The sequence below is a fragment of the Pseudoalteromonas sp. 20-92 genome (genome assembly GCF_030847595.1).
In the GTDB taxonomy this organism is placed as follows: Bacteria; Pseudomonadota; Gammaproteobacteria; order Enterobacterales; family Alteromonadaceae; genus Pseudoalteromonas; species Pseudoalteromonas fuliginea.
In genome coordinates, this window is record NZ_JANJGQ010000031.1 from 17,512 (window position 1) to 39,471 (window position 21,960).

General features: G+C 39.2%; 21 protein-coding genes. 12 read left to right on the plus strand and 9 right to left on the minus strand.

What is annotated here, in order from left to right:
• Positions 1–28 precede the first annotated feature (28 nt).
• On the plus strand, positions 29–982 hold the full coding sequence (locus NRL14_RS18975; RefSeq protein ID WP_007375614.1) for a slipin family protein: 954 nt from the start codon (positions 29–31) through the stop codon (positions 980–982).
• Positions 983–1,003: 21 nt separating this feature from the next.
• Positions 1,004–1,459, plus strand: a complete 456-nt coding sequence (locus tag NRL14_RS18980) for an NfeD family protein (RefSeq protein ID WP_149605061.1) — start codon at positions 1,004–1,006, stop codon at positions 1,457–1,459.
• Between the two features lie 34 nt (positions 1,460–1,493).
• On the opposite strand, the gene NRL14_RS18985 is transcribed toward NRL14_RS18980, so the two are convergent.
• The gene (locus tag NRL14_RS18985; RefSeq protein WP_306725361.1) at positions 1,494–2,366 is read right to left on the minus strand and encodes an SMP-30/gluconolactonase/LRE family protein; all 873 of its coding nucleotides are present in this window, start codon (positions 2,364–2,366) and stop codon (positions 1,494–1,496) included.
• A gap of 154 nt (positions 2,367–2,520) precedes the next feature.
• Here NRL14_RS18985 and NRL14_RS18990 point away from each other — a divergent pair, with 154 nt between their 5' ends.
• Complete coding sequence (locus NRL14_RS18990; protein WP_306725362.1) at positions 2,521–3,357, plus strand: patatin family protein; 837 nt, start codon at positions 2,521–2,523, stop codon at positions 3,355–3,357.
• 9 nt (positions 3,358–3,366) lie between these two features.
• On the opposite strand, the gene NRL14_RS18995 is transcribed toward NRL14_RS18990, so the two are convergent.
• From NRL14_RS18995 to NRL14_RS19005, 3 genes are read right to left on the minus strand one after another with little or no spacing between them, the layout of a single operon-like run.
• Positions 3,367–3,612 (minus strand): hypothetical protein, encoded by a 246-nt coding sequence (locus NRL14_RS18995; RefSeq protein ID WP_008134420.1) that lies wholly within the window; start codon positions 3,610–3,612, stop codon positions 3,367–3,369.
• A complete protein-coding gene (locus tag NRL14_RS19000) occupies positions 3,609–5,204 on the minus strand; it encodes a PepSY domain-containing protein (protein WP_306725363.1) in 1,596 nt (531 codons plus the stop codon). Before NRL14_RS19000 ends, NRL14_RS18995 begins: the two co-directional genes overlap by 4 nt.
• Positions 5,201–5,488 carry a hypothetical protein gene (locus NRL14_RS19005; RefSeq protein WP_007375620.1) on the minus strand — a complete coding sequence of 96 codons (288 nt, stop codon included), beginning with the start codon at positions 5,486–5,488 and terminating at the stop codon, positions 5,201–5,203. Before NRL14_RS19005 ends, NRL14_RS19000 begins: the two co-directional genes overlap by 4 nt.
• 641 nt (positions 5,489–6,129) lie before the next feature.
• Between NRL14_RS19005 and NRL14_RS19010 the strand changes: the two genes are divergently transcribed.
• Both NRL14_RS19010 and NRL14_RS19015 read left to right on the plus strand, forming a co-directional pair.
• On the plus strand, positions 6,130–6,351 hold the full coding sequence (locus NRL14_RS19010; protein ID WP_007375621.1) for a hypothetical protein: 222 nt from the start codon (positions 6,130–6,132) through the stop codon (positions 6,349–6,351).
• A 180-nt stretch (positions 6,352–6,531) separates the two neighbouring features.
• Positions 6,532–8,556, plus strand: a complete 2,025-nt coding sequence (locus tag NRL14_RS19015) for an ATP-binding protein (protein ID WP_306725364.1) — start codon at positions 6,532–6,534, stop codon at positions 8,554–8,556.
• A gap of 381 nt (positions 8,557–8,937) precedes the next feature.
• Here the strand turns inward: NRL14_RS19015 and ahpF are convergent, their stop codons facing one another.
• Both ahpF and ahpC read right to left on the minus strand, forming a co-directional pair.
• Positions 8,938–10,518 (minus strand): alkyl hydroperoxide reductase subunit F, encoded by a 1,581-nt coding sequence (ahpF, locus tag NRL14_RS19020; RefSeq protein WP_306725365.1) that lies wholly within the window; start codon positions 10,516–10,518, stop codon positions 8,938–8,940.
• A 155-nt stretch (positions 10,519–10,673) separates the two neighbouring features.
• Complete coding sequence (gene ahpC / locus NRL14_RS19025; RefSeq protein ID WP_306725366.1) at positions 10,674–11,243, minus strand: alkyl hydroperoxide reductase subunit C; 570 nt, start codon at positions 11,241–11,243, stop codon at positions 10,674–10,676.
• Between the two features lie 258 nt (positions 11,244–11,501).
• Here ahpC and NRL14_RS19030 point away from each other — a divergent pair, with 258 nt between their 5' ends.
• The 3 genes from NRL14_RS19030 to NRL14_RS19040 all read left to right on the plus strand — a co-directional run bounded on the left by NRL14_RS19030 (position 11,502) and on the right by NRL14_RS19040 (position 13,224).
• Positions 11,502–11,921 (plus strand): DUF3429 domain-containing protein, encoded by a 420-nt coding sequence (locus NRL14_RS19030; protein ID WP_033030720.1) that lies wholly within the window; start codon positions 11,502–11,504, stop codon positions 11,919–11,921.
• 67 nt (positions 11,922–11,988) lie between these two features.
• Positions 11,989–12,390 (plus strand): hypothetical protein, encoded by a 402-nt coding sequence (locus tag NRL14_RS19035; protein ID WP_008134428.1) that lies wholly within the window; start codon positions 11,989–11,991, stop codon positions 12,388–12,390.
• 3 nt (positions 12,391–12,393) lie between these two features.
• On the plus strand, positions 12,394–13,224 hold the full coding sequence (locus tag NRL14_RS19040; protein ID WP_306725368.1) for a class I SAM-dependent methyltransferase: 831 nt from the start codon (positions 12,394–12,396) through the stop codon (positions 13,222–13,224).
• On the opposite strand, the gene NRL14_RS19045 is transcribed toward NRL14_RS19040, so the two are convergent.
• Complete coding sequence (locus NRL14_RS19045) at positions 13,210–14,817, minus strand: GMC family oxidoreductase (RefSeq protein WP_306725369.1); 1,608 nt, start codon at positions 14,815–14,817, stop codon at positions 13,210–13,212. The two genes, NRL14_RS19040 and NRL14_RS19045, sit on opposite strands and share 15 nt — an antisense overlap.
• Before the next feature lie 101 nt (positions 14,818–14,918).
• Between NRL14_RS19045 and NRL14_RS19050 the strand changes: the two genes are divergently transcribed.
• The 4 genes from NRL14_RS19050 to NRL14_RS19065 all read left to right on the plus strand — a co-directional run bounded on the left by NRL14_RS19050 (position 14,919) and on the right by NRL14_RS19065 (position 19,281).
• Positions 14,919–15,926, plus strand: a complete 1,008-nt coding sequence (locus NRL14_RS19050) for an AraC family transcriptional regulator (RefSeq protein ID WP_306725370.1) — start codon at positions 14,919–14,921, stop codon at positions 15,924–15,926.
• Positions 15,927–15,954: 28 nt separating this feature from the next.
• Positions 15,955–16,950 carry a Gfo/Idh/MocA family protein gene (locus NRL14_RS19055; protein WP_306725371.1) on the plus strand — a complete coding sequence of 332 codons (996 nt, stop codon included), beginning with the start codon at positions 15,955–15,957 and terminating at the stop codon, positions 16,948–16,950.
• Positions 16,951–17,392: 442 nt separating this feature from the next.
• Positions 17,393–18,133 (plus strand): FadR/GntR family transcriptional regulator, encoded by a 741-nt coding sequence (locus tag NRL14_RS19060; RefSeq protein ID WP_033030709.1) that lies wholly within the window; start codon positions 17,393–17,395, stop codon positions 18,131–18,133.
• Positions 18,134–18,417: 284 nt separating this feature from the next.
• Positions 18,418–19,281, plus strand: a complete 864-nt coding sequence (locus tag NRL14_RS19065) for a DMT family transporter (RefSeq protein WP_007375633.1) — start codon at positions 18,418–18,420, stop codon at positions 19,279–19,281.
• Positions 19,282–19,362: 81 nt separating this feature from the next.
• Here NRL14_RS19065 and NRL14_RS19070 read toward each other — a convergent pair whose 3' ends face one another.
• On the minus strand, positions 19,363–20,559 hold the full coding sequence (locus tag NRL14_RS19070) for an MFS transporter (RefSeq protein WP_306725372.1): 1,197 nt from the start codon (positions 20,557–20,559) through the stop codon (positions 19,363–19,365).
• A gap of 75 nt (positions 20,560–20,634) precedes the next feature.
• The gene (locus NRL14_RS19075; protein ID WP_306725373.1) at positions 20,635–21,729 is read right to left on the minus strand and encodes an NADH:flavin oxidoreductase/NADH oxidase; all 1,095 of its coding nucleotides are present in this window, start codon (positions 21,727–21,729) and stop codon (positions 20,635–20,637) included.
• Positions 21,730–21,960 lie beyond the last annotated feature (231 nt).

Here is a 21,960-nt window from a genome sequence, read left to right on the forward strand (position 1 = left end):
GCGTTTAATTATTATAAGGAATGTTTAAATGGATCCAGTCACACAAATTCTCGATATGGTTTTTACTGTTGAGGCTTTTTTACTTGTTTTTGTTATCGTGCTTTTAAAAAGTAGCGTTAAATTTGTACCACAAAATCGCGCTTGGTTAATCGAACGTTTTGGTAAGTACCAATCAACTAAAGAAGCTGGCCTTAACTTTATTATTCCATTTATTGATAGAATATCGGCTGATCGTAGCTTAAAAGAACAAGCTCAAGATGTACCATCGCAGTCAGCTATCACTAAAGATAACATCTCACTTATAGTTGATGGCGTACTGTACTTTAGAGTACTAGACCCGTACAAAGCAACGTATGGCGTTGACGACTATACATTTGCGGTTGTACAACTTTCGCAAACAACCATGCGTTCAGAATTAGGTAAAATGGAGCTTGATAAAACATTTGAAGAGCGTGATTTACTTAATACAAACATTGTTGCAGCTATAAATCAGGCATCTGAGCCTTGGGGTATTCAAGTACTTCGCTACGAAATTAAAGATATTGTGCCGCCTAACTCTATTATGGAAGCGATGGAAGCACAAATGAAAGCTGAGCGTGTTAAACGAGCTCAAATTTTAGAGTCAGAAGGTGATCGCCAAGCAAATATCAACGTTGCTGAAGGTAAAAAACAAGCACAAGTACTTGCTGCTGAAGCCGACAAAGCCGAGCAAATTTTACGCGCTGAAGGTGAAGCAACAGCTATTACTACGGTTGCAGAAGCACAAGCAAATGCACTTATTAAAATAGGTGAAGCCGCAGATACAGAGCAAGGTCAAAAAGCAATTCAGTTAGACTTAGCAACTAAAGCAATCGCTGCTAAAGAAGCCATTGCTCGTGAGTCATCAATTGTATTACTGCCAGACAACGCGACAGATGCAAGTTCAATGGTTGCCCAAGGTATGGCAATCATTAATAGCTTAAATAAAAAGCATCAGGGTTAATAACTAAATAAAGAGGTTTGTATGGATTTTATTACGCAAAATTTACCGCAAACACTTATGGTACTTGGTATTGTTGCTTTAATAATAGAAGTAGCAGTACTTGGCCTTTCTACATTTATTTTATTGTTTTTTGGATTATCGTTATTCCTTACCGGCTTATTAATGAGTTTTGGTATTTTACCTGACTCATTAGCCACAGCTCTTTGGAGTAACGCAGTTGTAACCGCAGGCTTGGCGGTTGTACTTTGGAAACCATTAAAACAAATGCAAAATCGCGTAGATAAAAAACAGGTAAATAGTGATTTTGCTGAACTTACTTTTGTACTTGCTAGCGATGTAACAGAACAAGGTTTAACTACACATCAATACTCAGGTATTAGCTGGAAACTCAAAAGTGAGCAACCAATTAGCGCTGGTACTGAGGTCTTAGTAACCAAAAAAGAAGTGGGTGTTATGTGGGTTAACCCTAAAAGCTAATCATCACTTTAAAACAAGCACTGTGTATAATAAATTACAGTAAAACGGGCGGCTCAAACTGCCCGTTTTTTATGCCTGAGATTTGAAATACAGCGCCTTGCTCACTAACAGTATTATTAACCGCCTCATCAAACGCCGATGTCACAAGTAACAACTCAGCATTTTTACCACCGAATGCAGCGCATGTCGGTTTTATTGCACAAAGCTTTATCGTTTTAATTAACGCACCGTCTGGGGATAAACACATAACACACCCCATTCCCCACACAGCTAGCCACAAATTGCCTAATTTGTCGGTTACGCAGCCATCGGGGTCAACATCCATATTATTAAATTGATAAAAAACACGTGGATCAGCGCAAGGTTCGCCAGTTTGCTCATCCAAATCTAATACATAAATACAGCTCGTTAAAGAGTCGCAGTAATAACCGCGTAAACGTGGCTTATCAAAGCACAACCCATTTGGGATACTCAAACCACTTACAACGGCTTTAAGCTGGCGTTTATAATAACGGTATATTTTACCATCCCCTTTTTTAGCATTTACATCCATTGTACTTAACCAAAAGCCACCCCATGGATCAGCACGGCCGTCGTTTGAACGCCTATTTAGCTGTGTATTTTCAATATTAAGAATAAGATGTCGAGTAGTTGAATTAATATGATATTTATATAAGCCAGTACTTGTGCAGAGCAGCAAGTGCTGCTCATCAATCCAAGCAATAGCACTGAGCGTATCGGGCATATTAACTGTTTTTAGTTGGCTTTCACTGTGTATGTTTTTGCTTAAAAGTAATTTTTTATTTATGTCGACCCAAAAAAAAGTATTCAGCACAGGATGCCAAAGTGGACTTTCTGCAAGCTGATACTGTGTGCTTTCAAAAATGGTTACGCTAGGATCAAACATAAGTAATTATTCTTTATTATTAACAAAGCCTTGTAATATTAAACCTTACCAGAAAACAGTGAATTTCGCGATGTGTACCAAGCTTTAATTTATCAACACCATTAGTAATTTTTAGACTGAGTTGATAACATAAAATTTCATAAAAGGATTGACCATGAACAACAATAATAAAAATACACTCGTCGTTGAAGGCGGTGCAATGCGCGGTATATTTGCCGCAGGTGTACTTGATGAGTTTTTAAAACAACAATACCAACCGTTTGAACGCTATTTTGGTGTTTCAGCCGGGGCAACGAATATAGCCGCATTTTTATGTAAGCAACCAATGCGAAATTATAAAGTGATTACTGACTATTCATGCCGTCCTGAATTTATTAATTTAGCGCGCTTTATTAAAGGTGGTCATTTATTTGATTTAGATTGGTTATGGCAAGAAACAATTCGCGAAATACGCCTTCATACGGAAGTATTTGAACAAACTCCACACGAGTTTTATATTGTATCTACGGCAATCGAATCGGGCAAAGCACACTATTTAAAAGCCACCAGCACCGATATGGTACATCAATTAAAAGCATCATGCGCTATACCCATTGCATATCGTGACTACCCTATTATTAATGGCGTAGCGATGACCGACGGCGGGGTTGCTGATTCAATTCCGGTAATAAAAGCTTACGAAATGGGCGCACGTGAAATCACCGTTATTTTGTCTCAATGTTTGGGCTATCGTAAAAAACCAAGTAAAGCACCTTGGCTTACTAAAAAAATGTATAAAGACTACCCCGCATTAATTCAAACTACGTTAGGTAGATCTGATTTTTATAATAAGTCTATCGATTTTATTATGAATCCACCAAATGACTGCAAAATCAATATTATTGCACCACCTGCTAACTTTAAAGTTGGGCGTACCACTAAAAAGTTTGAAATACTTAATAGTGGTTACAACATGGGGATTGATGCTGCTAAGGCCTTTTTAGCTAAATAACTGCATTTTTTACCCTAATAATTGCGGTGCTTTACCCGCAATAACTGCAGTTAGTAAACCAGCTAACATGGCCCCGACAACGGTGCATATTGCACCGCCTAAAATACCGTAAATACTCATAAAACATATCAGCGCTAAACCAAATAACAGCGTACTTAAAAATGTTTTAGTCACTATTGTTAGTGTATTTTTTCGTATGTTGAGCATCATTAGTAGCAAACTCACCATTGCAATTGTAATTAGTAGCTCGTTCATGCGGGTTGTACCTCGGCTTGTAATTTTTGTGTGTTTTTTATTTTTAAGGCAGCAAAAATACACGCGATACCCACCACCATAAAGCTTATATCTACTACCGCAACAAACGTACTATTAAGGTTAATAACATTGCTCACGCCAAATATAATATTGAGCGGTAGCACCAACGCAAGCGAAGCGCCGCATAGCAAAAGAGTCAGCTTAAAATAGTTTTTATAACCTACAGGCAATACACTTAAGAGTAACCATGCCAACCACGTATAAAAAAACACGGGTCCAAAAAAGCTATTTTGCGCCACACCAATGACGGTATAATTAAGTACAACTTGTAAAGGAAATAACACAAAGCTTGCTAATACCAAACCTCCACAACTGCCAATAATAAAACGATTCCATCGTGCATATGCCTGCATACTCAGCGACGGGCTACTGCCACGTGTACGCTTTGCCAGCCACATCATCATCCCTGAAATAGGTAAAAGCGCGGTACTTAAGCCAAGCAATACCCAAAGTAATTTTACAAACACCCCTGCAAAGTTCCCAAAGTGCAGCGGAAACATCAACTCAATTACTTGTATTGATACACCCGAAATATCACCAAAACTACTCATCGACTGCACAAAATTACCATTACCACGATAATGCAGTAACTGAGAAGCAACAGCCTCGCCACCTAACAAACGCAAATACACCTGCGCATTCGCATCGTTATGCGCCATTATTGTGACATCCCTAATTACTGCTTCAGGGTAACGGCTATGGGCATTCTCTAAAATAGTGTCTATTTTTGTAGGTTGCTTAATATAGCTAACTACCGGCTCAGGAATGGCGGTAAACGTTTCTATTAACTTATCTTGATCGCCACCAAAGCTCACAAACGCAGCTGCTGGTAGTAAAATAATGGTCGCGAGCCCTAAAAATGATCCTGTAAAACCAATCACAATATTAAATACGCTGCCCCAAATACCTATAACTTTGTGAGCATCACTGACTGCAATATCTAACCCTTTATTTCGTCTAAACGTAAAAAGCTCTTTTATCAATTTACGATGAATAAACAAGCCTGTAACCGCACTTACTAAAAGCGTTAGGCCTAAAAACCCCGTGAGTATTAACCCAATTGGTCGCCCTAAATGCAAGTCTGCATGAAACTCGCCTATATAAGTTGGCGCATCCGTTTTTTTATTAGCGTAAAATTCTTTACTAGGCCCATAGTAAGTATTTTCCAGCGCCAATGTATTGGGATGAAATTGAAATACTCTGGCCACCTCTTGGTCGTAATTTTCATCACCATGGTGAGATTCAAATACCAACGTTAATAAATGAAAGTTATGTCCACTTGGCAAAAACACATGAATGTTTTCGCCAAATTCACTAGGTACTTGTTTATGGTATTCGTTTACTAGTCGATTAATTTGCGCGCTGGCAACGTGTTGGCTAGATTGTAGCTCTGGATTTGCCCAAATTTTTAACTCAGGTCGCGACAGCACTGCTAATGCCCCACTAAATGCAACAATAAATAGCAGTACCGCAGTAATAATTCCTACCCAGCTATGTAATAAAAATAGCTTTTTTAAAGTAATCGACTTCATCCCTGCCCCTGCGTTAACGCCCAAAAACTCAATAAACCATGTGATACACACAGTACAATCATCACAACAAAAGGTTGCCATACCTTTTGCGCCAAATACGCATAAATAAACAACGCAGTCCAAATAACAGGAAAAAGTAAAATAGGCAGTAATATTTGTTCATTCATTTGAAACGGTAAGTAGGTTGTCATACCCGGAATTATTATTACCGCAGTAATTAGTGCTAATACACACGCAATTAAGTGTCTTCGCCGTGTGGCTGTAAACGTTTTTTTATTATCCATTCTTCGCTCATTAAATTTGCCTAAACATATACAAAACCGCATATGTAAATGATAACAATTGCCATTATATTGTGCATCTATTACTTAATGCAATTTATTAAACAAATTAAGCCGCTTTTATACAAAAAAACGGTTGGTTTTTCTTATTAGCTTTTATGCTATGCAGTGCAATTTAGGTACGCAGTAATGCCCTTTTTCAGTGAAGCCGAGTTTGATTTTTTCGTTTTCACTTGGCTTACCTATATTAGCTACTCCCTCAGGCTACGAGTTGCTTAAACATTAGATGGCGTAACAGTCCTTTTTAACGCCTTTTATAGTCACTTATTTTTCTATTAAACTATTCATACGCTTTCTAGAAAATTTCACTTTTGTTAGTTTTGTCTTTACCGAATCGTATTTGGTGTTATTTTACTAACTAACCTGAATTCTGGTTAAGAGATTTAAAAACACTATAAATAATAACGATATTTAAGTCTGTTTCTCTCTAGCTAGAAATTTTTGGTGAAAACAAGGCGAATTTACGCGTTAATAGCTGGTCTATTGCAAGGAAACTCAACGCAGTTAGCGCTAAAAATAGCTGCTTGAGATAGATTTATTATCCAGAACTCAGGTTAGCTATAACCTACACATAAGAGAACATTATGAGCGAAAAAATAAACGAAGAAGCACTCCACGCACTTAAAATAGCCTTTACTTACATGCCTAAAGCGATTGAAGTGACAAAGTATGAATATGGCGAGCGCTACCAAAGTGTGCTTGATCACATTGAAGCTGTACGCGAAACATTGCTTATTAACGATGTTGATCCTGAAGAAGTAGGCGGCGATATCAACCCTGAGTACACACCCAATTCAACTTATTAATATAATGATTTGATAATTAAAAGATTTATAAATAATCTTTTGTGCTCAAATTCAGTAAGAAATATTGAACAAGTACTACAAATAAAAGCTGAATAACGCTATCTTTAGTTAAGCTGCTTTACTAGCTAGTTCCATATCAAGATATTAATTAGATTCTAAAAAATTAAGGGATGTTTTCTATTGAATTTTCTTAGACGTTTTCACGATATAGTATCGGATCAAGACCTTAATTTTGACGATAAAACCCACCAGCTTCTAGAGTTCGGACTCGAGGTTTTTAACCTCGATTTAGCAATTATTAGCCGTGTTGAAAATAACTGTTATTCAGTGTTACATGCCATAACCCCTAATAACGAATTAAAAATAGGCACTCAATTTGATCTGGATGGCACCTACTGCGTACACACACTTGAGGCAGGTTCCGCACTTGCATTTCATAAAGTATCACAGAGCATAATTGCAGATCACCCATGCTATATTAATTTTCAGTTAGAATCGTACATTGGTGCACCTATAAAAGTAGGTAACAATGTATACGGTACTGTTAACTTCTCTTCTGCAACTGAATCACCAGTATTTTCAGACGACGCCTACGACTACATTGAGTTATTTGCACAATGGTTAGGGGCTGAATTTGCTCGCAGCATCACAAGAGAAGAACTGACTAAAAACAGTAATAGTTTATTGAAACTAGAAAGTGTAGCTAATATAGGCACGTGGGAAGTAGACTTAACTAATAATAATATTTATTGGAGTCAACAAACTAAACACATCCATCAAGTTGACGAAAATTATCAACCAAAAATAGACTCTGCGCTTGAGTTTTATAAGGAAGGTCAAAGCAGAGATAGTATAACAAAAGCAGTCGAACTCGCCGTACAATCAGGTGAAAAGTGGCATTTAGAACTGGAGATAATCACAGCTAAAAAGCAACATATTTGGGTGTCAACTTTTGGCGAAGCTGAGTTTGATGACGGTATTTGCGTAAGACTTTTTGGCACATTTCAAGATGTGACAGAGTCAGTTACCCTCAGAGAAGAACTTAAAAATAAAAAGGCCGAAGCGGAACGATTACTTGACGATAGAAGCATGTTACTTGCAAAAATAAGTCATGAACTAAGAACACCGCTCAACGGTATAACAGGCATGCTAACCACATTAATAGATGAACAAAACGAAGAAAAACGGTCTGAAAAAATAAAAGTTGCATTACGCAGTGCCGATATTCTTCTGAGCATAATCAATGAAGTACTCGATTTTTCTAAAATCAATCATGGTGAATTGAAACTCGAACCAACCGATTTCTTACTTAAAACAATTTTTACTGATCTTACTTCCTTGTACTCCCCATTGTTTACAAATACTAATGTGGACTTAAAAGTTAGCAACAATATACCCGACCATTGCTGGGCTTATTCAGACAATACAAGATTAAGTCAAATAGTCTCTAACCTATTAAGTAATGCTTTAAAATTCACCGAGAAAGGGTCGGTAAAATTGCAAACATCAATAACTAAAGCGAGTAATCAATTCACTTTAAATATTGAAGTGCATGACACAGGCAGAGGCATGACAAGTGGGTTTTTAAAGTCATTATTTTCGCCTTTCACTCAAGAAATCGACGCCAAAAACAGCAAAGGTGGAACAGGACTTGGCTTAGCAATAGTTAAAGAACTTGTAGAATATATGGGCGGTACAATAAAAGTAGAGAGTGAGATAAATAAAGGCACACATTTTTTACTGAGTATTCCAATTAAACCGGGCAAAGAACAAATACATCACTCAAGTAACATATCGCAAGTTAATCTTTATGCTTGCAAGCTTTCTGTTTTAGTTGTTGATGATAACGATATAAATAGATTAGTACTTGATGCATCATTAAATAAGTTTAGTGTGAGACCCGACTTTGCAGTTGATGGGCAAGACGCCATATTAAAGTGTCAGCAAAAACACTACGATCTTATTTTTATGGATTGTATTATGCCAATACTCGATGGCTTTGAGGCAACAAAACAACTGCGTTCAAAAAACATTTGCAGGCATGACTCAACTTATATTGTTGCCTTAACAGCTAATACATCAGCGCAAGATAAGCTAGCATGCAAACAAGCTGGTATGGATATGTTTATCTCAAAACCATTTAAAATGCACTCATTAGAAATTGCGATTGCATCGGCTGCTGAGCGGCTGAAACTCAAACATTAAGAAGAAAATATAATTGTATAAGGAATTCAACAATGAAAAATATATTTAGAACCGTACTGTTCGCTATATTAGCTGTAGTGCTATTCAAAGGTTTTTCAACTCAACAATAGCCGCCATTAATTATTGTCATTGTGGTGAGCCGTATTTTACTACTCTCAACTTTTGTTACAAAGGCTAAATCTACTACAGGCTCGTCAAGTTATGTAGGCGGTGGCACGTCTCATACGGATAGCAATTGCGGCGGTGTTGATTCTGGTGGTCGCTGCGATTAAATCGCATGTTAATTTTTAAGTATAAAAAAGCCGCCTTTGGAGAAGGGCGGCTTGGGTGAACAAACAGCTAAGGGTGAACGCTGTTATATCAAGAGAGATTTCTGGTTAACTAAGCAGCGCTTTGATCTTGCTCGGTTTCATCGCTGTGGCGAATTAAATAATCAAATGCACCTAAACTTGCTGTTGCACCGCTGCCCATTGCAATAATAATTTGTTTAAACGGAGTGTTGGTTGCATCCCCCGCGCCGTAAATGCCTGGTAATGACGTTGCGCCTTTAGCATCAATCAGTATTTCACCAAATTTACTTAATTCAAGGTCGCTGTCTTTTAACCACTCGGTATTTGGTATTAAGCCTATTTGTACAAATATACCAGCAAGTTCAAGCTCTTTGCTCTCCCCTGTCACTCTATCTGTGTACATTAAGCCAGTTACTTTTTTACCATCACCAAGTACTTCGGTTGTTTGTGCACTTTTGATAATAGTAATATTTGCCATACTTTTAGCTTTACGAATAAGCACTTCGTCAGCTCGTAATGTGTCTGCAAATTCAAGTACCGTAACGCTTTGCACAATATTGGCTAAATCGATTGCCGCTTCTATACCTGAATTACCACCGCCAATCACAGCAACAGGTTTGCCTTTAAACAAAGGGCCGTCGCAATGCGGGCAATATGCCACACCGTGGCCGCGATATTCTTGCTCACCTGGTACGTTCATTTCTCGCCAGCGTGCGCCAGTAGCAAGTACGAGCGATTTAGCTTTAAGTATTGCGCCATTTTCTAGTGTAATTTCGTAACCATTGTTATAACCAAGTGCCGCAGCACGCTGATTGTGCATTACATCTACATCGTATTCTTTAACGTGCTCTTCAAGCTGAGCAACTAATTTTGGCCCTTCAGTCGCCTTAATCGAAATAAAGTTTTCTATTGCTAATGTATCTGCAACTTGTCCGCCAAATCGGTCGGCAACAATGCCTGTATTTAACCCTTTTCGCGCTGAGTAAATCGCAGCCGATGCGCCCGCAGGCCCACCACCGATGACAAGTACATCAAACTCGTCTTTTTCGCTTAGCGCTGCGGCTTGTTTAGCAGCCCCTTTGCTATCTACTTTATTGAGTATGTCAGTAAGGCTTAGTGCACCTTGGCTAAATGGTTCGCCATTTAAATATACAGCCGGTACAGCTAAAATATTTCGCTCTTCTACTTCATCTTGAAATAATGCGCCATCAATCATGGTGGCTTTAATATTACTGTTTGTCGCTGCCATAGTGTTAAGTGCTTGCACTACTTGCGGGCACGTTTGGCAACTTAGACTTATGTATACTTCAAAGTTTAGCTCTTGAGTGAGCGATTGTATTTGCTCAATGTCTTCGCTTTTAGCTTTACTTGCGTGTCCGCCAGTATGCAAAAGTGCTAACACTAAACTTGTGAATTCGTGACCCATAGGTACGCCTGCAAACGTAATATGAGTGTTTTTAATAGGCGAATGTACAACCATTGATGGGCGACGAGCGCTTGTATCAGGATTGTTTATTACCGTAAATTTATCGCTTAGTGAGGCTAAATCGTTTGCTAAGCTTTCTACTTCTGCTGATTTTTTGCTGTCATCCAAGGCAATAAGCAGCTCAACAGGTTGAGTAAGCGATTCGAAATGGCTTTTTAATTGATTTTTTATGTTGTTATCTAACATGGCTTAACCCTTTTAGGAAAATTTAAACAGCAAGCCTCCCATGCCAAATAATGCATGTGCTTAAACAGATATATTGATATAGGAGGCATCAACAAGCGTACGTTTGTTGATTTAAGGGCAGTAACCTGCCCTTACTTGATTGGAAAATCAGGTACTTAGATTTTACCAACTAGGTCTAGTGAAGGTGCAAGTGTGTCTTCACCTGGCTGCCAAGATGCAGGGCAAACTTCACCGTCGTGAGTTGCAATGTATTGTGCAGCTTGTACTTTACGAACAAGTTCTTTAGCGCTACGGCCAATACCTAAATCGTGAGTTTCGATTACTTTTATTTCGCCTTCTGGGTTCATTACAAATGTACCGCGAAGTGCTAAGCCTTCTTCTTCAATCATTACACCAAAGCTGCGTGTAATACGTCCTGTTGGGTCGCCAATCATTGGGTAAGTAATTTTACCAATTGTGTCTGACGTGTCGTGCCATGCTTTATGAGTAAAATGAGTGTCAGTAGATACTGAATAAACCTCTACGCCCATTTCTTGAAGTTGTGCGTAATGATCTGCCACATCGCCAAGTTCAGTAGGACATACAAATGTAAAATCAGCTGGGTAAAAGAAGAAGATTGACCATTTACCTAGAACATCTTTTTCAGACAATTCTACAAAGTCACCGTTGTGGTAAGCGGTTGCATTGAATGGTTGTAATTTAGTATTTATTAATGAAGTGCTCATGGTATTTCCTCAACTAGGTTTAATGTATTTAAAAAGTAATCAACGCTTCGTTTAAAACGACCTTCTGCGTTGGCTTGATTAATACAATAAGGGTAATGAGAAATTAAATAAAATTGATTGTTTAGATTAAACCAATCGATTTTTAAGATTGAACTAGATTGTGTCTTTTTCCGTAAAGGTAAACGGGCTCTAATTTTTGGACCAGAATACTGTTACAATACCCGCGCTTTTAATTATATAAACACAGGGCATACTGTTATGGAAAAGTTTATCAATCACATTCAATTAGGCTACTTAGGCTTAATACCATTTTTAGGCTGCGTGGGTTGGCCGCTTGTGTTTGGTAGTAACAGTATTAACTTAGAATTTTTCACTTTTTATAGCATTGCTATATTAGCATTTATGACAGGTAACCTATGGCGAGCGGGTGAGCAAAGCTATAGCGATGCAGTAAAAGCCGTACTACCGGTTATTCCTGTGCCATTTTTAGCCTTTGTACCTGTTGAGTGGGCATTGGGTTGGTTAGCTATAAGTTTTTGGCTTGTGCTACTTTTTGAAAAAGCGACTGCGCAATGGCAAACCTACCACAAGGATTACCAAAAAATGCGTGTTGTACTTACCTCAGTCGTCTTCGTTTGTCATATCCTTACTATTGGTATGAGTATTTATCCTAAATAGCAGCTGTAAACTTAAATATTGTTCGGTAATAAGGTAATATCCGCGCACTGCTATTTGAGGACACACTATGATTGACCAACTACGCCAACAACTCGATGAACTAGGCGAAAACTACGTAGAGAAAAACGCTGCATTTAAAATCAAAGTGATCCCTTTTTTTTGCGCTATTCGCATTAAAAAAGATCATAAAAGCGAAGGTCGTTTGAGCTTTTATTCTAGTCAATTACTCGAAATATTTTTAGTCGTCTTATTTTTGCTATTCGGTTTAACACTTTACGATACAGATGCAGGATTTACTCATGGCCCTATTCATATTGCCTTTGCTGTTTTAATTACTTTTAATCTTATTATTAAACAAATCGCAATCGAAGGGTTAAAAACCAGACTTGCGTTTCATCGTTTACTAGCAAAAGACTCACAAACAAATAGCGATATAAATAATACTGCTACAAACATAAACGCTAAATAAAATATGTACTTAAATCCTCAATGGCGAATACTCACCGTAGGCGATGGCGATTTATCGTTTTCGAATGCTATTTACACTCACCTATCGCCAAAAGCTTTAGTTGCATCTACTTTCGATGACCAGACCACTATTGAGCAAAAGTACCAGCACAATGCACTTAGCAATTTAAAAGCGCACAACGTTGAAGTACTCAATGGTTTTGACGTAACAAACCCTGCGTGTTGGCAAGCTCTAAGTGAAAGCAAGCACAGCTTTGATGTGGTTATTTTTCAGTTTCCACTCATACCTGCGTTTGTTGGCCGTGAAGCGTTTGAAAACAACACGCGCCAAAGCAGCATGAATGTACTTAACCGCGCTTTACTGCACCAGTTTATTAAATACGCTAACGAATACGCGCTTGATAAAAATGGTCCAATGCTGTGCTACATCACCTCAAAGGATGTAAAACCCTATCGCGAATGGAATATAGAAGGCAGTTTAAATACTCATCTAAACATTGAGTATTGTGGGCAAATGCCTTTTGATATTAGCCGCTTTGAAGGTTATAAAATTCGTAATGTTGACCGCGATAAACACGTTAAAGACACCAGCGGTATAACTTACGTTTTCAGCCCAAAAAGTATCGATAAACATACTAGCGAATTAAGCTCACGTCTTACAAAGCCTACATACTTAACACCAAACCATTGCCCGCTTTGTCGCGTTGGCCCCTATATGGCAAATGAAGATGAAACTAAGCACATAAATGCTAAAAAACATAAGCAAATGCTGCACCTTGAAAGCGATTGGCAACAATGGCTAAATGATTTTTATAGCTCGTTAATCTCTAAGTGATGATTTAATTAAATCAGCCGCTTTTTCTGCAATAGCAATAACGGGTGCATTAGTATTACCAGTAATAATGCTAGGCATAATAGACGCATCAACCACGCGTAAATTACTCATCCCATGAACCCTTAAGCTTGTATCTACCACAGCCATTGAGTCTTGTCCCATTTTACATGTACCAACTGGGTGGTATTCGGTATCTGCTGTTTGACGAATGAATGCAATAAGTTGCTCATCGTTATTTATATCAAGCGGATACACCATTTTTCCGCGTATGCTATCAAAGGCTTTGCTTTGCATAATAGCGAGTGTTTTTTTAAGACCAGCAAGCATTACAGTTAAATCATCTGGATGGCTTAAGTAATTAGGGTCGATAAGCGGTGCACTACGCGGATTGTTATCAGCTAACGTAATCGTGCCTCGGCTTTTAGGGCGCATAATACTGCTGTGAATACTGTAACCATGCCCAGTGTGTAATTTACGACTATGATCGTCCACCAGCCCAATAACAAATTCTAATTGCACATCTGGCGCTGGCGAGTCTTCAAGTAATTTAATAAACGCATGCGACTCTGCAAAATTACTGGTTAAACGCCCTTGTCGTTTGCAAAACCAATCTACACAACCTTTTAAAATATGCCCTATACCTAACAGGCTCATCCCAAACGTGCCTTTATTGTATTTAGCTTTAAATAATGGCACCACGGTTAAATGATCTTGTAAATTATTACCGACTCCCTCAAGCGGCACAGCAACGTCAATATTATGCGCTTTTAAGTGATTTTTTGGCCCAATGCCTGAAAGCATTAATATTTGCGGTGAATTAATCGCTCCAGCACTCAGTATTACTTCTTTATGTGCGAGCAAATTAATAACCTGATTATTGCGCTCTATTTGCACGCCTTTTGCGGTCTTATTTTTTATATTTATTTTATTAACGTGGCTATTGGTTAATACCGTTAAATTTGGGCGGTTTAAATACGGGGTTAAATACGCTTTTGCTGCACTACACCGCTCGCCATTATGCTGAGTAACCTGCGATAAACGTGCGCCGCTTTGCTCTTTACCATTTATATCGTCGCTTAAATTAACGCCCTGCTCAGCACAAGCATTTAAAAAGTACTGATTGACATGGCTTGGGTTATTTAGCTCTTGTATATGCAGTGGGCCTTTTGTACCGTGAAGATCATTATTTATAAACGTTTTATTATTTTCAGCTTTAATAAAATATGGGAGTAAACTCTCAAAATCCCAACCAGTATTGCCATTAGCCGCCCATTGGTCGTAATCGTATTTATTACCTCGAATATAAACCATTGCATTAGTCGAGCTTGACCCACCCAATACTTTGCCTCTAGGTACAAACCCGCAACGATTATTCAGCGCTTTTTGCACTACTGTATTGTAATGCCAACTATTAATACCATAAGGCACACTCGCCGCAATTCCCGCTGGCATTTGAACAAATGCGCTGTTATCACTTTTTCCTGCTTCAATTAAGCACACGCTTACATTTTTATCCTCTGACAAGCGCGATGCAATAACGCAACCGCCACTGCCAGCTCCAATAACAATGTAGTCAAATGCGGTGTTGTTCATGGTGTACCTTAATTAAAATTTAAACGGCTTTAATGGCAATAGTGCATAGAAAAACCCAGCAAAACTTGATATTTTTAGACACCGTTTATTTGAGGTTAACTATGAGCAGCCTAATTAGAGCTACGTCACTACAAGGTATAGATACCCTAATTAGAGAGTTTGGCGGCGATCCGTATATGATCATGCGAAGTAATAATATTAATATTGACTTTGAATGCCTGGAAAACCAATATTTGCCTTATCGTGCCTACGCCGAGGTATTAGAATACTGCGCCTGTAAATTTAATTGCCTCAGCTTTGGCCTTCAGCTTGCAAGCAGGCAAAATTTTGATATTTTAGGACACGTTGCAATAGCAGCCAAAAGCGGCACTAACTTAGGTGATGCGCTCAATTGGGTTGTTAAATACTTGCATTTACATAGCCCTGCACTGAGTTTAACGTCGCACCCCTTAGAGGATGAAAAAAGCTTATTTCTCTCATTCGAAATTAGCCTAAAACCCTTACCTAACATTAGCCAAGCGATTGAGCTTACCATTGGTTTAGCACTCGCTATTATAAAAAAGCTGAGCAATAACCGCTGTAAACCAATGAATGTATTTTTGCCACAAAGATTAAGTGCTAACGCTCGCGCTTATAACGCTTATTTTGGCTGTGACGTTATAGAACACCGTAATAGCGCCGGCATTGTAATAGTGAAAAGCGACTTGGCACTTAAGCTTGAGCAATCAGAGCTAAATAAGGTACAAGCTGCGCTGAGTTTTTTAGCCAAAAATGCAGAGCACACGCAATCATTACCCAACCAAGTCAGTGCGTTAATAAGGCCAATGTTGCCTATTTATCAATGCAGTAACCAAACTATTTCTGCTGCGCTGGGTATGCACCCTCGCACCCTACACCGAGAACTTGCAAAACATAATACGAGCTTTGTAAAACTAAAAGATGCCACTCGCCGCGCTTTAGCTGCTCATTACTTAGCGCAGAACCAATATACAATATCAACCATATCTGAGCTTTTAGGGTATCAGGAGCAAGCAACATTATGTGCTAATGTTAAACGCTGGTTTGGGTGTTCTCCTCGTACATACAGGGCTAAAAAAGTGATAGACTAAACGCTCTTATATTTTCTAAGGAGCGGGTATGAACTTTGTTATTGTTGGCACCAATTTTATTAGCGACACATTGTTAGCCGCTGCAAATACGTTAAACGATTTTAATTTGTACGCAGTGTGCTCGCGTGCAGTATCAAGCGGCGAAGCGTTTTTAGCCAAACACCCACAAAATGCCCAAGCTAAAATTTTCACCTCAATCGAGCAAGTTTGCCAAGATCACAATGTCGATGCTGTCTACATAGCCGCCCCTAACAGCTTACACAAACAATATGCCGTTATGTGCCTAGAAGCGGGAAAGCATGTCCTTGGCGAAAAACCATCAGCAGCCAATTCTAAAGAGCTTGCAAGCATTATAGCTACAGCAAAAAAGCATCAGCGCCTTTACATGGAAGCCATGATGACCACTCACTTGCCTAACTTTGCACGGCTGCAACAGGCAATGGTAAAAATTGGCACACCACGTAAATACATTGGGCAATATAGTCAATATTCATCTCGCTACGATAAGTACAAAAATGGCGAACGGCCAAATACATTTTTACCTGAGTTTGCTAATGGTGCACTGGTTGACTTAGGTATCTATCCGCTTTATTTACTCATTGCACTTTGGGGCGCACCAAAAAGCGTGAGTGCCAGTGGCGTATTGCTTGATACAGGTGTAGATGGTGCGGGCGATGTATTACTAAATTACGCAGATAAACAAGCTGTTATTAGTTACTCCAAAATATCGCAAGGCGACAACATAACCGAAATACAAGGCGAACTTGGCCGTATTCGTATCGAAGCCGTATCACAACTTAAAAAAATAGAGTTTATTGCTAACAATGGAGAGCGTGAGTTAGTGTCTATCGCATTTGACGAGCACTTTATGAAATTTGAAGTTGAGCATTTTATGCAAATGGTTAGTCAAAAAAAGTTACAATCGGACATTAACACACATCAATTAGCACGTAATGTGATGACAGTACTTGACGAGGCCCGTAAACAATTAGGGGTTATTTACCCAAACGACACGGTATCCTAAAGATCTAAAAATAAATGTGGGCGTTAACCAACGACAATTAACGCCCACAGTAATTTATTTTATAATATGACTTAGCTACCAATATTACCTAAGCCAGAGCGACCCCCTTCCATGGGCAATCAATTTGGCTTAAATTACTTTTTACAATTGCTGCTAATGGCACATGCACTTTGAATATGTAAATTATTTGTTTCAAAAAAGTACGATGCAAAACTATCACAGCAAAACCTACCAATCAAGATTACCAATTATTTATTTTAAATTAAATTGGTAATACATGTAAAAATTACCAATAATGTACTATGATTTTAGTTATAATATGACTTTGCAATTTTGACATAGTGGTTAACTTTACGGTAACCTTTGGTCTTAACATTTGGTCTACGCTTTAAGTTTTACAAGATCTAGCGCGTACAGTCCTTAAGGTATATAAAGGTAAAATATGGGAAATCGTCGCTTATTTTGGCGCATCGTTGATAAGGTTGAGTCTTTAATAAACCAAGGTGAATTTTCTGCTGGCATGCGTTTACCGCCAGAAAGAGAACTAGCAGAGATGTTCGACGTTAGCCGCCCTACAATTAGAGAAGCTATTATCGCATTAGAAGTGCGCGGTCGTGTTGAAGTAAAAACGGGTTCCGGTGTTTACGTAGTAGAAAGCCTCGACGCACCAATCAAATCCCAAGAAATCAGTGCTTTTGAACTAACTCAAGCCCGTGCACTCATCGAAGGTGAAATTGCAGCTTTAGCAGCGTTAAGTATTACAGAACAAGAACTTGAAAAACTAAACAAGACGCTTGAAGCCATGCAAGAAGGCTTATATGTTGAGCAAGCAGACAGAGAATTTCATGAAATAATAGCACGTGCAACGCGTAACAAAGCGCTTGAATTTGCCGTCGCTAATTTATGGGATTTACGCTTAACTAATGCACAAATTGTAACTGATTACAGTAGCGTATGTGCTAATAACAACGAATGCGTAATGAACGAACATACTGCTATTTATAATGCATTAAAGCAACATGATGCAAATGCTGCTCGTGCAGCAATGCATCAACATTTTAATCGACTCATTAACGCGTTATTTGATGCCGTTGAGTCGCGCGCTTTAGAAGAAGTGAAACGTAAAAATAGCGAAAAACGAGGCCTCTACTCTTTAGATGGCCTAGTAAAAAGCGCTCATTAATACAATGAAAAGCTAGCACTCGTCCTGATTGCTAGCTTTTTCTGCTATTTAGTAATAAAAATACCACTTAAATTTAGAATAACCCTCCTTACTTTTGAACATAAAACCTTACGTATAAATATAAAAAAAGATACTATGCCTGCCATTCAACTGGTTGTAATACCAATCTGCTTGTATAGGATCTATTTGACGATAAGAAAATCACGCTAGAACTAGGCAAAAATTTTTGTATCTAGTTGTTCTAAATGAAAGATTTATGCAGATTGGTATAATTAAGGAGTATTATGCAAGCATCTTCAAAAAGTTATTTACTGGCTATCGTGTGTGTACTGCTTGCCATGATGACCATTCAAACGGGCGCGTCGTTTGCAAAACAGCTTTTTCCGATTGTTGGCCCTGAAGGTACAACCGCCCTTAGGCTTGGTTTTTCTGCCTTTATACTTTGCTTAGTGTTTAAACCTTGGAAACACTTACCCACGTCGGGTAATCGTATTCCTATAATTGTGTATGGTTTAAGTTTAGGCGGCATGAACATTTTGTTTTATTACGCCATTGAACGCATTCCACTAGGCATAGGTGTAGCGCTTGAATTTACAGGCCCGCTTGCTGTTGCCTTGTTTTCCTCTCGCCGTAAACGTGATTTATTTTGGGTTGCGTGTGCTATTGCCGGTATTTTGCTTCTGCTTCCTGATATGAGCGGCCAAGACAGCCTTGATCCGTTAGGTGTAGCGCTTGCGCTTGGTGCTGGTGCATGTTGGGCAGGTTATATATTATTTGGTAAAAAAACGGGCACACAAAGCTCTGGTGGAGCAACTGTCGCATTGGGTATGACCGTTGCCGCTATAGTGCTAGTACCTTACGGCGGCATTCTGCAAAGCGCCGCGTTTACATGGGAAATTATCCCACTGGGTATTGGTATCGCTATTTTATCAAGCGCACTGCCTTACACACTTGAAATGGTTGCACTGCGTAACATGCCTTCACAAGGGTTTAGCGTAATGATGAGTTTAGAGCCTGCAATTGCCTCGCTCGCAGGGTTTATTATACTGGGTGAATTGCTTACTTTATGGCAGTGGCTCGCTATTTTACTTGTAATTATTGCATCTGTTGGTAGCTCTTTTTCAAACGCAAAAAAACAAACTACTTAATTAACTACCAAACTAACCTAAACAAGCTAAATAAAGTCACCACGCAACATGGTGACTTTATTGTGCTCTTTACAGTGATTTTTAACTCACAGCCTTACTTTGCTTTTTAGTTGTAACTAAATAGCCAATCAACGAAATAAGCGGCATGCAGGTAGCCACCAGTGCAATACCTGTCCACCCGCCCGCTTCATATAATGGGCTGGCAATAAGCGAGCCTACTGCGCCACCTACAAATATACTCGTCATGTAAATAGCGTTTAAACGCGCACGGCTTTGTGGCTCTAGTGCATACACTGCACGTTGACCCAATACCATATTGGCCTGCACAGCAAAATCAATAAACACACCGGTTAATGCCAATACTATAATGCCGTAAGGTAGCTCAAATAAGCTTGGTAAAAAGCACACTGCTGCAATTACTTTGGCAAGTAACGATACCTGATGCGTATAGCCCTTATCAGCCAAACGGCCAACAATGGGGGCAGCTACAGCACCTGCCGCACCCACTAGTGCAAACAATGCTATTTCTGATTGCGATAAACCATACTCACGGGCAAGCACAACCGGTACGCTTGTCCAAAATAAACTGAACGATGCAAACATTAATGCTTGAAAAAGTGAACGTTGGCGCAGCACTGGTTGGCTAATCATTAACTGTTTAAGCGATTTTAATAACTTAAAATACGTTGTTTTATGGGTAGGCTGCCTGCTTGGAATAGCAAAATAAATTACGCCTGCAATAAACACCATGCACCCTGCTGCAAAGTAAAATACAGCGCGCCAACCAAAGTGATCGGCTATTAGGCTCGATACCGGTCTTGCTAGCAAAATACCTAACAACAAACCCGCCATAATATTGCCAAGAACTTGTCCGCGTTTTTCGTCAGACGATAAATGCGCAGCAAGCGGAATAAGCACCTGAACAGAAACCGAGCTTATACCTATCATCAAACACAAAATAAGCATTACATTGGGTGAATCAGCAAGTGCCGTACCCACTAAACTCAAAAACGACACAGTAAGAGTGACCAGCATGAGCTTTTTATTTTCAATTAAGTCAGCTAATGGCACTAAAAAAAATAACCCCAAAGCATAGCCTATTTGTGTAAGCGATACGATAAGGCTAGCACTGCGTGAACTTAATCCAACTTCTGGGGCAAGTAACTCAATAATAGGTTGAGCGTAGTAAATATTGGCAACAATAAGACCGCAACACAAAGCAATAATAGTAACGAGTGTATTGCTAAATGGTTGCGCTGAAACGCCTGTTTGGGTCATGTGTGTCTCTACTTTATAAAAATAATAAAACCCAACCAGCAAGCGCGGGTTGGGTTTTTACAAAAAAACTAAACTTTATTTTATTGGTGATGGCTGCCCATGTGGGCTTGAACGTAAATACTGTTTAGGTGCAGTTACTGTAGCGCCAAGCTCTGCAGCTGCATGCCACGGCCAATGCGGGTTATATAAAATGCCACGCGCCAGCGCTACACCATCGGCTTGATGCTCACTAATAATATCTTCTGCTTGTTGCGCCTGTGTAATTAAACCCACCGCTATAACAGGCATTTTAACCGCTTCTTTTATGGCTGTTGCAAACGGTACCTGGAAATTAGGTTTAACTGGTATTTGTTGCTCTGGGCTTAGGCCCGCCGTACTTACATGAATAAAGTCACAACCGAGTTCATCAAGCGCTTTACTAAGCACTATCGATTGCTCTAAATCCCAGCCACCTTCAACCCAATCAGTTGCCGAAATACGCACACCTACCGCTTTATCACTAGGGAATACCGCGCGTACCGCTTTAAATACCTCAAGCAATAAGCGCATTCTGTTTTCTAGACTGCCACCGTAGTTGTCATCGCGCTTGTTTGAAAGTGGCGACAAAAACTGGTGTAACAGGTAACCGTGCGCACCATGTAGCTCGATTAAATCAAGGCCGAGTTCATCAGCGCGTTTGGCTGCACTCACAAAATCATTAATTAATGAATCTATGTCAGATTGGCTCATTGCTTTTGGTACTGGGCTGCTATCGTCGTACGCAATTGCCGATGGTGCGAGCGTTTGCCAGCCATTTACCTCATCAGGTGCAATGGCATCACCACCGTCCCATGGTTTTTCAGTTGATGCTTTACGCCCAGCATGCGCCAGCTGAATACCAATAGGCATAGGGCTGTATTGCCTTACTGCTTTTAGGCTTTTGTCTAGTGCTTGTTGAGTTTCGTTATTCCAAAGCCCTAAATCGCCATAGCTAATACGCCCTTCTGGGTTTACTGCTGTTGCCTCTAAAATAAGTAATCCTGCACCACTTAAACTCAATTGGCCCAAATGAATAGTATGCCAATCGCTAGCAGCGCCATTGTTTGCTGAATACTGGCACATGGGTGCAATAATAATACGGTTATCTAACGTTACTTTCCCAAGTGATAAAGGCGAAAATAGTTGGCTCATTGTTAATCCTTAAAAACACGCACAAAAAAGTGCGGACAAAACAAAAAAGAGAATACGAAGCGGCAATCAAACACGCTCACTCAATAACTTAAACTGTCACTAATAATGGCGACTTAACATTCTTAATGGGGATCAAAATACACTTTAATAGTGCTAATAAAAGTATAAGTAATGACATTATGAAATATTAATTTTAATGTAATAATTTGTTTAACGAGCACGTCATAACAC

Bases quoted from the DNA above. Each gene is read 5' to 3' on its own strand.
- NRL14_RS19005 (WP_007375620.1), bottom strand. From the start codon at position 5,488: ATGGATAATAAAAAAACGTTTACAGCCACACGGCGAAGACACTTAATT.
- NRL14_RS19050 (WP_306725370.1), top strand. From the start codon at position 14,919: ATGAGCAGCCTAATTAGAGCTACGTCACTACAAGGTATAGATACCCTA.
- NRL14_RS18980 (WP_149605061.1), top strand. From the start codon at position 1,004: ATGGATTTTATTACGCAAAATTTACCGCAAACACTTATGGTACTTGGT.
- NRL14_RS19075 (WP_306725373.1), bottom strand. From the start codon at position 21,729: ATGAGCCAACTATTTTCGCCTTTATCACTTGGGAAAGTAACGTTAGAT.
- ahpF (WP_306725365.1), bottom strand. From the start codon at position 10,518: ATGTTAGATAACAACATAAAAAATCAATTAAAAAGCCATTTCGAATCG.
- NRL14_RS18985 (WP_306725361.1), bottom strand. From the start codon at position 2,366: ATGTTTGATCCTAGCGTAACCATTTTTGAAAGCACACAGTATCAGCTT.
- NRL14_RS18995 (WP_008134420.1), bottom strand. From the start codon at position 3,612: ATGAACGAGCTACTAATTACAATTGCAATGGTGAGTTTGCTACTAATG.
- NRL14_RS19065 (WP_007375633.1), top strand. From the start codon at position 18,418: ATGCAAGCATCTTCAAAAAGTTATTTACTGGCTATCGTGTGTGTACTG.
- NRL14_RS19040 (WP_306725368.1), top strand. From the start codon at position 12,394: ATGTACTTAAATCCTCAATGGCGAATACTCACCGTAGGCGATGGCGAT.
- NRL14_RS19045 (WP_306725369.1), bottom strand. From the start codon at position 14,817: ATGAACAACACCGCATTTGACTACATTGTTATTGGAGCTGGCAGTGGC.
- NRL14_RS19060 (WP_033030709.1), top strand. From the start codon at position 17,393: ATGGGAAATCGTCGCTTATTTTGGCGCATCGTTGATAAGGTTGAGTCT.
- NRL14_RS19070 (WP_306725372.1), bottom strand. From the start codon at position 20,559: ATGACCCAAACAGGCGTTTCAGCGCAACCATTTAGCAATACACTCGTT.
- NRL14_RS18990 (WP_306725362.1), top strand. From the start codon at position 2,521: ATGAACAACAATAATAAAAATACACTCGTCGTTGAAGGCGGTGCAATG.
- NRL14_RS19000 (WP_306725363.1), bottom strand. From the start codon at position 5,204: ATGAAGTCGATTACTTTAAAAAAGCTATTTTTATTACATAGCTGGGTA.
- NRL14_RS19035 (WP_008134428.1), top strand. From the start codon at position 11,989: ATGATTGACCAACTACGCCAACAACTCGATGAACTAGGCGAAAACTAC.
- NRL14_RS19010 (WP_007375621.1), top strand. From the start codon at position 6,130: ATGAGCGAAAAAATAAACGAAGAAGCACTCCACGCACTTAAAATAGCC.
- NRL14_RS18975 (WP_007375614.1), top strand. From the start codon at position 29: ATGGATCCAGTCACACAAATTCTCGATATGGTTTTTACTGTTGAGGCT.
- NRL14_RS19055 (WP_306725371.1), top strand. From the start codon at position 15,955: ATGAACTTTGTTATTGTTGGCACCAATTTTATTAGCGACACATTGTTA.
- ahpC (WP_306725366.1), bottom strand. From the start codon at position 11,243: ATGAGCACTTCATTAATAAATACTAAATTACAACCATTCAATGCAACC.
- NRL14_RS19030 (WP_033030720.1), top strand. From the start codon at position 11,502: ATGGAAAAGTTTATCAATCACATTCAATTAGGCTACTTAGGCTTAATA.